This window comes from Vibrio scophthalmi (assembly GCF_040869025.1).
Lineage (GTDB): Bacteria > Pseudomonadota > Gammaproteobacteria > Enterobacterales > Vibrionaceae > Vibrio > Vibrio scophthalmi.
Window position 1 is genome coordinate 1195581 of sequence record NZ_CP134271.1, and the last position, 13148, is coordinate 1208728.

Below are 13148 nucleotides of genomic sequence, written 5' to 3' on the forward strand. Positions count from 1 at the left end.
GATGGTGGAGCTATGCGGGATCGAACCGCAGACCTCCTGCGTGCAAGGCAGGCGCTCTCCCAGCTGAGCTATAGCCCCATCAGGTGTCGATACTGTGTGCCAATTCCTTGGGAAGGGAATTGGTGGGTCTGAGTGGACTCGAACCACCGACCTCTCGCTTATCAGGCGAACGCTCTAACCACCTGAGCTACAGACCCAGTATCGTCTCTTAAACTTTATAAACCATCAATCTGTGTGGACACTCATCGTGAGTAATCATCGTATAAGGAGGTGATCCAGCGCCAGGTTCCCCTAGCGCTACCTTGTTACGACTTCACCCCAGTCATGAACCACAAAGTGGTGAGCGTCCTCCCCGAAAGGTTAAACTACCCACTTCTTTTGCAGCCCACTCCCATGGTGTGACGGGCGGTGTGTACAAGGCCCGGGAACGTATTCACCGTGGCATTCTGATCCACGATTACTAGCGATTCCGACTTCATGGAGTCGAGTTGCAGACTCCAATCCGGACTACGACGCACTTTTTGGGATTCGCTCACCATCGCTGGTTGGCAGCCCTCTGTATGCGCCATTGTAGCACGTGTGTAGCCCTACTCGTAAGGGCCATGATGACTTGACGTCGTCCCCACCTTCCTCCGGTTTATCACCGGCAGTCTCCCTGGAGTTCCCGACATTACTCGCTGGCAAACAAGGATAAGGGTTGCGCTCGTTGCGGGACTTAACCCAACATTTCACAACACGAGCTGACGACAGCCATGCAGCACCTGTCTCAGAGTTCCCGAAGGCACACCTGCGTCTCCGCTGGCTTCTCTGGATGTCAAGAGTAGGTAAGGTTCTTCGCGTTGCATCGAATTAAACCACATGCTCCACCGCTTGTGCGGGCCCCCGTCAATTCATTTGAGTTTTAATCTTGCGACCGTACTCCCCAGGCGGTCTACTTAACGCGTTAGCTCCGAAAGCCACGGCTCAAGGCCACAACCTCCAAGTAGACATCGTTTACGGCGTGGACTACCAGGGTATCTAATCCTGTTTGCTCCCCACGCTTTCGCATCTGAGTGTCAGTATCTGTCCAGGGGGCCGCCTTCGCCACCGGTATTCCTTCAGATCTCTACGCATTTCACCGCTACACCTGAAATTCTACCCCCCTCTACAGTACTCTAGTCTGCCAGTTTCAAATGCAATTCCGAGGTTGAGCCCCGGGCTTTCACATCTGACTTAACAAACCACCTGCATGCGCTTTACGCCCAGTAATTCCGATTAACGCTCGCACCCTCCGTATTACCGCGGCTGCTGGCACGGAGTTAGCCGGTGCTTCTTCTGTCGCTAACGTCAAATCCATACGCTATTAACGTATGAACCTTCCTCACGACTGAAAGTGCTTTACAACCCGAAGGCCTTCTTCACACACGCGGCATGGCTGCATCAGGCTTGCGCCCATTGTGCAATATTCCCCACTGCTGCCTCCCGTAGGAGTCTGGACCGTGTCTCAGTTCCAGTGTGGCTGATCATCCTCTCAGACCAGCTAGGGATCGTCGCCTTGGTGAGCCATTACCTCACCAACTAGCTAATCCCACCTGGGCTAATCTTGACGCGAGAGGTCCGAAGATCCCCCTCTTTGGCCCGTAGGCATTATGCGGTATTAGCCATCGTTTCCAATGGTTATCCCCCACATCAAGGCATATTCCCAGGCATTACTCACCCGTCCGCCGCTCGTCAGCAAAGAAAGCAAGCTTTCTCTCTGTTACCGCTCGACTTGCATGTGTTAGGCCTGCCGCCAGCGTTCAATCTGAGCCATGATCAAACTCTTCAATTTAAGATTTTGTCGGCTCAATGAATACTGACTTCAAAACTACTAAAAGTAATTTTAAAGCTATTATCGTTCCAACAGAACGATAATGAATTGACTGTGCCAAATAACCGAAGTTATTTGTATTGGTCACTCAGTTCATTGAACCCAATTTGTTTCCGAAGAAACAGTCGTTACCTAAGTAACAACTTATTGGATTATCATCAACGAGTGCCCACACAGATTGATAGGTTTATATTGTTAAAGAGCTTTGCTTTCAGTGCCTTAGCACGTCAGCGAGGTGCGTATAATACGCTTCCCACTTTGAAAGTCAACATAAAACTCTAAGTTTTCTTAAAATTTTATGGTGACTTGCTTGAAATTCAAGCAAGTGCGAAATAAAGCCTGGCGATGTCCTACTCTCACATGGGGAGACCCCACACTACCATCGGCGCTATTGCGTTTCACTTCTGAGTTCGGCATGGAATCAGGTGGGTCCGCAACGCTATGGTCGCCAAGCAAATTCTTTAATTCGGAAAGCTGTTTGAAGTTCTATTTACACATTCAATCGTTCTTGCATTGAGTCCTACAAAACCCCTTGGGTGTTGTATGGTTAAGCCTCACGGGCAATTAGTACAGGTTAGCTCAACGCCTCACAGCGCTTACACACCCTGCCTATCAACGTTCTAGTCTCGAACAACCCTTTAGGGCACTTAAAGTGCCAGGGAAAACTCATCTCAAGGCTCGCTTCCCGCTTAGATGCTTTCAGCGGTTATCGATTCCGAACTTAGCTACCGGGCAATGCCATTGGCATGACAACCCGAACACCAGAGGTTCGTCCACTCCGGTCCTCTCGTACTAGGAGCAGCCCCTTTCAATTTTCCAACGCCCACGGCAGATAGGGACCGAACTGTCTCACGACGTTCTAAACCCAGCTCGCGTACCACTTTAAATGGCGAACAGCCATACCCTTGGGACCGACTTCAGCCCCAGGATGTGATGAGCCGACATCGAGGTGCCAAACACCGCCGTCGATATGAACTCTTGGGCGGTATCAGCCTGTTATCCCCGGAGTACCTTTTATCCGTTGAGCGATGGCCCTTCCATACAGAACCACCGGATCACTATGACCTACTTTCGTACCTGCTCGAACCGTCATTCTCGCAGTTAAGCGGGCTTATGCCATTGCACTAACCACACGATGTCCAACCGTGTTTAGCCCACCTTCGTGCTCCTCCGTTACTCTTTGGGAGGAGACCGCCCCAGTCAAACTACCCACCAGGCACTGTCCGTAATCCCGATAAGGGACCAACGTTAGAACATCAAGCATACAAGGGTGGTATTTCAAGATTGCCTCCACACATACTGGCGTACGTGCTTCAAAGGCTCCCACCTATCCTACACATGTAGGGTCAATGTTCAGTGCCAAGCTGTAGTAAAGGTTCACGGGGTCTTTCCGTCTAGCCGCGGGTACACTGCATCTTCACAGCGATTTCAATTTCACTGAGTCTCGGGTGGAGACAGCGTGGCCATCATTACGCCATTCGTGCAGGTCGGAACTTACCCGACAAGGAATTTCGCTACCTTAGGACCGTTATAGTTACGGCCGCCGTTTACCGGGGCTTCGATCAAGAGCTTCGACCGAAGTCTAACCCCATCAATTAACCTTCCGGCACCGGGCAGGCGTCACACCGTATACGTCATCTTACGATTTTGCACAGTGCTGTGTTTTTAATAAACAGTTGCAGCCACCTGGTATCTGCGACTCCCAATAGCTCCATCCGCAAGGGACTTCACCGTCGAGAGCGTACCTTCTCCCGAAGTTACGGTACCATTTTGCCTAGTTCCTTCACCCGAGTTCTCTCAAGCGCCTTGGTATTCTCTACCCGACCACCTGTGTCGGTTTGGGGTACGATTTCTTATAATCTGAAGCTTAGAGGCTTTTCCTGGAAGCATGGCATCAATGACTTCACTACCGTAGTAGCTCGACATCGTATCTCAGCGTTAACAAGAGTCCGGATTTACCTAAACTCTCCGCCTACGTACTTGAACCTGGACAACCGTCGCCAGGCCCACCTAGCCTTCTCCGTCCCCCCATCGCAATTATAAGAAGTACGGGAATATTAACCCGTTTCCCATCGACTACGCCTTTCGGCCTCGCCTTAGGGGTCGACTTACCCTGCCCCGATTAACGTTGGACAGGAACCCTTGGTCTTCCGGCGAGGAGGTTTTTCACCCCCTTTATCGTTACTCATGTCAGCATTCGCACTTCTGATACGTCCAGCATGCCTTACAGCACACCTTCAACCGCTTACAGAACGCTCCCCTACCCAATGAAGTAAACTTCATTGCCGCAGCTTCGGTTTATTACTTAGCCCCGTTACATCTTCCGCGCAGGCCGACTCGACTAGTGAGCTATTACGCTTTCTTTAAATGATGGCTGCTTCTAAGCCAACATCCTAGCTGTCTAAGCCTTCCCACATCGTTTCCCACTTAGTAATAATTTGGGACCTTAGCTGGCGGTCTGGGTTGTTTCCCTCTCCACGACGGACGTTAGCACCCGCCGTGTGTCTCCCGGATAGTACTTACTGGTATTCGGAGTTTGCAAAGGGTTGGTAAGTCGGGATGACCCCCTAGCCTTAACAGTGCTCTACCCCCAGTAGTATTCGTCCGAGGCGCTACCTAAATAGCTTTCGGGGAGAACCAGCTATCTCCAGGTTTGATTGGCCTTTCACCCCTAGCCACAAGTCATCCGCTAATTTTTCAACATTAGTCGGTTCGGTCCTCCAATTGATGTTACTCAATCTTCAACCTGCCCATGGCTAGATCACCTGGTTTCGGGTCTAATTCTAGCAACTATACGCCCAGTTAAGACTCGGTTTCCCTACGGCTCCCCTAGATGGTTAACCTTGCTACTAAAATTAAGTCGCTGACCCATTATACAAAAGGTACGCAGTCACGGGACGCAATGCCCGCTCCTACTGCTTGTACGTACACGGTTTCAGGTTCTATTTCACTCCCCTCACAGGGGTTCTTTTCGCCTTTCCCTCACGGTACTGGTTCACTATCGGTCAGTCAGTAGTATTTAGCCTTGGAGGATGGTCCCCCCATATTCAGACAGGATAACACGTGTCCCGCCCTACTCGTTTTCACCTAATATGCGTTGCCGGTTACGGGGCTATCACCCTGTATCGCACAACTTTCCAGAAGTTTCACCTGACGCATAAAACGCTTAAGGGCTAATCCAATTTCGCTCGCCGCTACTTTCGGAATCTCGGTTGATTTCTTTTCCTCGGGGTACTTAGATGTTTCAGTTCCCCCGGTTCGCCTCATTAACCTATGTATTCAGTTAATGATACGTGCTTATGCACGTGGGTTTCCCCATTCAGAAATCCCAGACTCAAATGGTTGTTACTACCTAATCTGGGCTTATCGCAAGTTACTACGTCTTTCATCGCCTCTGACTGCCAAGGCATCCACCGTGTACGCTTAGTCACTTAACCATACAACCCGAAGGAGTTTCGTTAAACAACCAAGTTGTCTCTCTATTTTATGAGTGAGAGACGTTCGATTTTGCCGGACTCAATTTCGAATAATCATCATTAAATGATGATATTGCCAAGAACACTTGAATGTGTTTTTTGGTGTTTATCTTAAAGATAAACATTGAGAACTTTTTTTGATAACAACAATGTTGTTATCAGTCAGCTTTCCAAATTGTTAAAGAGCATATAAATCTGAAGCAAAGCTTCAAAATACATTTTCTAAAGACTTTCGGCGTCGAAAATTCCAACCACATACATTACTGAGTGGTTTGGATATCCTATTCCAAAAATTCTTAGAGAATGGTGGGCGATACCGGGCTCGAACCAGTGACCCCCTGCTTGTAAGGCAGGTGCTCTCCCAACTGAGCTAATCGCCCACTAAAAGTTTTAATTCCTTCGTGGAGAAAGAATGGTGGGTCGTGCAGGATTCGAACCTGCGACCAATTGATTAAAAGTCAACTGCTCTACCAACTGAGCTAACGACCCTTAGTGGTATCCCGTAGGGGAGTCGAACCCCTGTTACCGCCGTGAAAGGGCGGTGTCCTAGGCCTCTAGACGAACGGGACACTAAGTGTTGAAACACCTTGGGGGGTGTCTCTATCTCTTAAACTTTATAAACTTATCAATCTGTGTGGACACTCATCGTGAGTAATCATCGTATAAGGAGGTGATCCAGCGCCAGGTTCCCCTAGCGCTACCTTGTTACGACTTCACCCCAGTCATGAACCACAAAGTGGTGAGCGTCCTCCCCGAAAGGTTAAACTACCCACTTCTTTTGCAGCCCACTCCCATGGTGTGACGGGCGGTGTGTACAAGGCCCGGGAACGTATTCACCGTGGCATTCTGATCCACGATTACTAGCGATTCCGACTTCATGGAGTCGAGTTGCAGACTCCAATCCGGACTACGACGCACTTTTTGGGATTCGCTCACCATCGCTGGTTGGCAGCCCTCTGTATGCGCCATTGTAGCACGTGTGTAGCCCTACTCGTAAGGGCCATGATGACTTGACGTCGTCCCCACCTTCCTCCGGTTTATCACCGGCAGTCTCCCTGGAGTTCCCGACATTACTCGCTGGCAAACAAGGATAAGGGTTGCGCTCGTTGCGGGACTTAACCCAACATTTCACAACACGAGCTGACGACAGCCATGCAGCACCTGTCTCAGAGTTCCCGAAGGCACACCTGCGTCTCCGCTGGCTTCTCTGGATGTCAAGAGTAGGTAAGGTTCTTCGCGTTGCATCGAATTAAACCACATGCTCCACCGCTTGTGCGGGCCCCCGTCAATTCATTTGAGTTTTAATCTTGCGACCGTACTCCCCAGGCGGTCTACTTAACGCGTTAGCTCCGAAAGCCACGGCTCAAGGCCACAACCTCCAAGTAGACATCGTTTACGGCGTGGACTACCAGGGTATCTAATCCTGTTTGCTCCCCACGCTTTCGCATCTGAGTGTCAGTATCTGTCCAGGGGGCCGCCTTCGCCACCGGTATTCCTTCAGATCTCTACGCATTTCACCGCTACACCTGAAATTCTACCCCCCTCTACAGTACTCTAGTCTGCCAGTTTCAAATGCAATTCCGAGGTTGAGCCCCGGGCTTTCACATCTGACTTAACAAACCACCTGCATGCGCTTTACGCCCAGTAATTCCGATTAACGCTCGCACCCTCCGTATTACCGCGGCTGCTGGCACGGAGTTAGCCGGTGCTTCTTCTGTCGCTAACGTCAAATCCATACGCTATTAACGTATGAACCTTCCTCACGACTGAAAGTGCTTTACAACCCGAAGGCCTTCTTCACACACGCGGCATGGCTGCATCAGGCTTGCGCCCATTGTGCAATATTCCCCACTGCTGCCTCCCGTAGGAGTCTGGACCGTGTCTCAGTTCCAGTGTGGCTGATCATCCTCTCAGACCAGCTAGGGATCGTCGCCTTGGTGAGCCATTACCTCACCAACTAGCTAATCCCACCTGGGCTAATCTTGACGCGAGAGGTCCGAAGATCCCCCTCTTTGGCCCGTAGGCATTATGCGGTATTAGCCATCGTTTCCAATGGTTATCCCCCACATCAAGGCATATTCCCAGGCATTACTCACCCGTCCGCCGCTCGTCAGCAAAGAAAGCAAGCTTTCTTTCTGTTACCGCTCGACTTGCATGTGTTAGGCCTGCCGCCAGCGTTCAATCTGAGCCATGATCAAACTCTTCAATTTAAGATTTTGTCGGCTCAATGAATACTGACTTCAAAACTACTAAAAGTAATTTTAAAGCTATTATCGTTCCAACAGAACGATAATGAATTGACTGTGCCAAATAACCGAAGTTATTTGTATTGGTCACTCAGTTCATTGAACCCAATTTGTTTCCGAAGAAACAGTCGTTACCTAAGTAACAACTTATTGGATTATCATCAACGAGTGCCCACACAGATTGATAGGTTTATATTGTTAAAGAGCTTTGCTTTCAGTGCCTTAGCACGTCAGCGAGGTGCGTATAATACGCTTCCCACTTTGAAAGTCAACATAAAACTCTAAGTTTTCTTAAAATTTTATGGTGACTTGCTTGAAATTCAAGCAAGTGCGAAATAAAGCCTGGCGATGTCCTACTCTCACATGGGGAGACCCCACACTACCATCGGCGCTATTGCGTTTCACTTCTGAGTTCGGCATGGAATCAGGTGGGTCCGCAACGCTATGGTCGCCAAGCAAATTCTTTAATTCGGAAAGCTGTTTGAAGTTCTATTTACACATTCAATCGTTCTTGCATTGAGTCCTACAAAACCCCTTGGGTGTTGTATGGTTAAGCCTCACGGGCAATTAGTACAGGTTAGCTCAACGCCTCACAGCGCTTACACACCCTGCCTATCAACGTTCTAGTCTCGAACAACCCTTTAGGGCACTTAAAGTGCCAGGGAAAACTCATCTCAAGGCTCGCTTCCCGCTTAGATGCTTTCAGCGGTTATCGATTCCGAACTTAGCTACCGGGCAATGCCATTGGCATGACAACCCGAACACCAGAGGTTCGTCCACTCCGGTCCTCTCGTACTAGGAGCAGCCCCTTTCAATTTTCCAACGCCCACGGCAGATAGGGACCGAACTGTCTCACGACGTTCTAAACCCAGCTCGCGTACCACTTTAAATGGCGAACAGCCATACCCTTGGGACCGACTTCAGCCCCAGGATGTGATGAGCCGACATCGAGGTGCCAAACACCGCCGTCGATATGAACTCTTGGGCGGTATCAGCCTGTTATCCCCGGAGTACCTTTTATCCGTTGAGCGATGGCCCTTCCATACAGAACCACCGGATCACTATGACCTACTTTCGTACCTGCTCGAACCGTCATTCTCGCAGTTAAGCGGGCTTATGCCATTGCACTAACCACACGATGTCCAACCGTGTTTAGCCCACCTTCGTGCTCCTCCGTTACTCTTTGGGAGGAGACCGCCCCAGTCAAACTACCCACCAGGCACTGTCCGTAATCCCGATAAGGGACCAACGTTAGAACATCAAGCATACAAGGGTGGTATTTCAAGATTGCCTCCACACATACTGGCGTACGTGCTTCAAAGGCTCCCACCTATCCTACACATGTAGGGTCAATGTTCAGTGCCAAGCTGTAGTAAAGGTTCACGGGGTCTTTCCGTCTAGCCGCGGGTACACTGCATCTTCACAGCGATTTCAATTTCACTGAGTCTCGGGTGGAGACAGCGTGGCCATCATTACGCCATTCGTGCAGGTCGGAACTTACCCGACAAGGAATTTCGCTACCTTAGGACCGTTATAGTTACGGCCGCCGTTTACCGGGGCTTCGATCAAGAGCTTCGACCGAAGTCTAACCCCATCAATTAACCTTCCGGCACCGGGCAGGCGTCACACCGTATACGTCATCTTACGATTTTGCACAGTGCTGTGTTTTTAATAAACAGTTGCAGCCACCTGGTATCTGCGACTCCCAATAGCTCCATCCGCAAGGGACTTCACCGTCGAGAGCGTACCTTCTCCCGAAGTTACGGTACCATTTTGCCTAGTTCCTTCACCCGAGTTCTCTCAAGCGCCTTGGTATTCTCTACCCGACCACCTGTGTCGGTTTGGGGTACGATTTCTTATAATCTGAAGCTTAGAGGCTTTTCCTGGAAGCATGGCATCAATGACTTCACTACCGTAGTAGCTCGACATCGTATCTCAGCGTTAATAGCGGTCCGGATTTACCTAAACCACCCGCCTACGTACTTGAACCTGGACAACCGTCGCCAGGCCCACCTAGCCTTCTCCGTCCCCCCATCGCAATTATAAGAAGTACGGGAATATTAACCCGTTTCCCATCGACTACGCCTTTCGGCCTCGCCTTAGGGGTCGACTTACCCTGCCCCGATTAACGTTGGACAGGAACCCTTGGTCTTCCGGCGAGGAGGTTTTTCACCCCCTTTATCGTTACTCATGTCAGCATTCGCACTTCTGATACGTCCAGCATGCCTTACAGCACACCTTCAACCGCTTACAGAACGCTCCCCTACCCAATGAAGTAAACTTCATTGCCGCAGCTTCGGTTTATTACTTAGCCCCGTTACATCTTCCGCGCAGGCCGACTCGACTAGTGAGCTATTACGCTTTCTTTAAATGATGGCTGCTTCTAAGCCAACATCCTAGCTGTCTAAGCCTTCCCACATCGTTTCCCACTTAGTAATAATTTGGGACCTTAGCTGGCGGTCTGGGTTGTTTCCCTCTCCACGACGGACGTTAGCACCCGCCGTGTGTCTCCCGGATAGTACTTACTGGTATTCGGAGTTTGCAAAGGGTTGGTAAGTCGGGATGACCCCCTAGCCTTAACAGTGCTCTACCCCCAGTAGTATTCGTCCGAGGCGCTACCTAAATAGCTTTCGGGGAGAACCAGCTATCTCCAGGTTTGATTGGCCTTTCACCCCTAGCCACAAGTCATCCGCTAATTTTTCAACATTAGTCGGTTCGGTCCTCCAATTGATGTTACTCAATCTTCAACCTGCCCATGGCTAGATCACCTGGTTTCGGGTCTAATTCTAGCAACTATACGCCCAGTTAAGACTCGGTTTCCCTACGGCTCCCCTAGATGGTTAACCTTGCTACTAAAATTAAGTCGCTGACCCATTATACAAAAGGTACGCAGTCACGGGACGCAATGCCCGCTCCTACTGCTTGTACGTACACGGTTTCAGGTTCTATTTCACTCCCCTCACAGGGGTTCTTTTCGCCTTTCCCTCACGGTACTGGTTCACTATCGGTCAGTCAGTAGTATTTAGCCTTGGAGGATGGTCCCCCCATATTCAGACAGGATAACACGTGTCCCGCCCTACTCGTTTTCACCTAATATGCGTTGCCGGTTACGGGGCTATCACCCTGTATCGCACAACTTTCCAGAAGTTTCACCTGACGCATAAAACGCTTAAGGGCTAATCCAATTTCGCTCGCCGCTACTTTCGGAATCTCGGTTGATTTCTTTTCCTCGGGGTACTTAGATGTTTCAGTTCCCCCGGTTCGCCTCATTAACCTATGTATTCAGTTAATGATACGTGCTTATGCACGTGGGTTTCCCCATTCAGAAATCCCAGACTCAAATGGTTGTTACTACCTAATCTGGGCTTATCGCAAGTTACTACGTCTTTCATCGCCTCTGACTGCCAAGGCATCCACCGTGTACGCTTAGTCACTTAACCATACAACCCGAAGGAGTTTCGTTAAACAACCAAGTTGTCTCTCTATTTTATGAGTGAGAGACGTTCGATTTTGCCGGACTCAATTTCGAATAATCATCATAAATGATGATATTGCCAAGAACACTTGAATGTGTTTTTTGGTGTTTATCTTAAAGATAAACATTGAGAACTTTTTTTGATAACAACAATGTTGTTATCAGTCAGCTTTCCAAATTGTTAAAGAGCAATAATAGCTCGAGGTTAAAAACCTCAAAACCATCAATCTGTGTGGACACTCATCGTGAGTAATCATCGTATAAGGAGGTGATCCAGCGCCAGGTTCCCCTAGCGCTACCTTGTTACGACTTCACCCCAGTCATGAACCACAAAGTGGTGAGCGTCCTCCCCGAAAGGTTAAACTACCCACTTCTTTTGCAGCCCACTCCCATGGTGTGACGGGCGGTGTGTACAAGGCCCGGGAACGTATTCACCGTGGCATTCTGATCCACGATTACTAGCGATTCCGACTTCATGGAGTCGAGTTGCAGACTCCAATCCGGACTACGACGCACTTTTTGGGATTCGCTCACCATCGCTGGTTGGCAGCCCTCTGTATGCGCCATTGTAGCACGTGTGTAGCCCTACTCGTAAGGGCCATGATGACTTGACGTCGTCCCCACCTTCCTCCGGTTTATCACCGGCAGTCTCCCTGGAGTTCCCGACATTACTCGCTGGCAAACAAGGATAAGGGTTGCGCTCGTTGCGGGACTTAACCCAACATTTCACAACACGAGCTGACGACAGCCATGCAGCACCTGTCTCAGAGTTCCCGAAGGCACACCTGCGTCTCCGCTGGCTTCTCTGGATGTCAAGAGTAGGTAAGGTTCTTCGCGTTGCATCGAATTAAACCACATGCTCCACCGCTTGTGCGGGCCCCCGTCAATTCATTTGAGTTTTAATCTTGCGACCGTACTCCCCAGGCGGTCTACTTAACGCGTTAGCTCCGAAAGCCACGGCTCAAGGCCACAACCTCCAAGTAGACATCGTTTACGGCGTGGACTACCAGGGTATCTAATCCTGTTTGCTCCCCACGCTTTCGCATCTGAGTGTCAGTATCTGTCCAGGGGGCCGCCTTCGCCACCGGTATTCCTTCAGATCTCTACGCATTTCACCGCTACACCTGAAATTCTACCCCCCTCTACAGTACTCTAGTCTGCCAGTTTCAAATGCAATTCCGAGGTTGAGCCCCGGGCTTTCACATCTGACTTAACAAACCACCTGCATGCGCTTTACGCCCAGTAATTCCGATTAACGCTCGCACCCTCCGTATTACCGCGGCTGCTGGCACGGAGTTAGCCGGTGCTTCTTCTGTCGCTAACGTCAAATCCATACGCTATTAACGTATGAACCTTCCTCACGACTGAAAGTGCTTTACAACCCGAAGGCCTTCTTCACACACGCGGCATGGCTGCATCAGGCTTGCGCCCATTGTGCAATATTCCCCACTGCTGCCTCCCGTAGGAGTCTGGACCGTGTCTCAGTTCCAGTGTGGCTGATCATCCTCTCAGACCAGCTAGGGATCGTCGCCTTGGTGAGCCATTACCTCACCAACTAGCTAATCCCACCTGGGCTAATCTTGACGCGAGAGGTCCGAAGATCCCCCTCTTTGGCCCGTAGGCATTATGCGGTATTAGCCATCGTTTCCAATGGTTATCCCCCACATCAAGGCATATTCCCAGGCATTACTCACCCGTCCGCCGCTCGTCATCTTCAAAAGCAAGCTTTTGAAATGTTACCGCTCGACTTGCATGTGTTAGGCCTGCCGCCAGCGTTCAATCTGAGCCATGATCAAACTCTTCAATTTAAGATTTTGTCGGCTCAATGAATACTGACTTCAAAACTACTAAAAGTAATCTTAAAGCTATTATCGTTCCAACAGAACGATAATGAATTGACTGTGCCAAATAACCGAAGTTATTTGTATTGGTCACTCAGTTCATTGAACCCAATTTGTTTCCGAAGAAACAGTCGTTACCTAAGTAACAACTTATTGGATTATCATCAACGAGTGCCCACACAGATTGATAGGTTTATATTTTTAAAGAGCTTTTCTAGCGTAACCAGCATTTCAATACCGTGTCGCTAGGGGTGCGTATCT

The 13148-nt window shown here is 49.7% G+C and carries 5 tRNA genes and 7 rRNA genes; all 12 read right to left on the reverse strand.

What is annotated here, in order from left to right:
* Positions 1–2: 2 nt before the first annotated feature.
* The 12 genes from RJD38_RS05420 to RJD38_RS05475 all read right to left on the reverse strand — a co-directional run bounded on the left by RJD38_RS05420 (position 3) and on the right by RJD38_RS05475 (position 12854).
* Positions 3–78 (reverse strand) — tRNA-Ala (locus RJD38_RS05420).
* A gap of 42 nt (positions 79–120) precedes the next feature.
* Positions 121–197 (reverse strand) — tRNA-Ile (locus RJD38_RS05425).
* A gap of 66 nt (positions 198–263) precedes the next feature.
* Positions 264–1810: ribosomal RNA gene (locus RJD38_RS05430) — 16S ribosomal RNA — on the reverse strand.
* 376 nt (positions 1811–2186) lie between these two features.
* Positions 2187–2302 (reverse strand): 5S ribosomal RNA (gene rrf, locus RJD38_RS05435).
* 90 nt (positions 2303–2392) lie between these two features.
* Positions 2393–5286: ribosomal RNA gene (locus tag RJD38_RS05440) — 23S ribosomal RNA — on the reverse strand.
* Between the two features lie 343 nt (positions 5287–5629).
* A tRNA-Val gene (locus tag RJD38_RS05445) sits at positions 5630–5705 on the reverse strand.
* Positions 5706–5738: 33 nt separating this feature from the next.
* A tRNA-Lys gene (locus RJD38_RS05450) sits at positions 5739–5814 on the reverse strand.
* Between the two features lie 4 nt (positions 5815–5818).
* A tRNA-Glu gene (locus RJD38_RS05455) sits at positions 5819–5894 on the reverse strand.
* A 94-nt stretch (positions 5895–5988) separates the two neighbouring features.
* Positions 5989–7535 (reverse strand): 16S ribosomal RNA (locus RJD38_RS05460).
* Positions 7536–7911: 376 nt separating this feature from the next.
* A 5S ribosomal RNA gene (rrf, locus tag RJD38_RS05465) occupies positions 7912–8027 on the reverse strand.
* Between the two features lie 90 nt (positions 8028–8117).
* Positions 8118–11011, reverse strand: a 23S ribosomal RNA gene (locus RJD38_RS05470).
* 296 nt (positions 11012–11307) lie between these two features.
* Positions 11308–12854 (reverse strand): 16S ribosomal RNA (locus RJD38_RS05475).
* The 16S, 23S and 5S rRNA genes sit together here with 5 tRNA genes alongside, the layout of an rRNA operon.
* Positions 12855–13148: the final 294 nt, after the last annotated feature.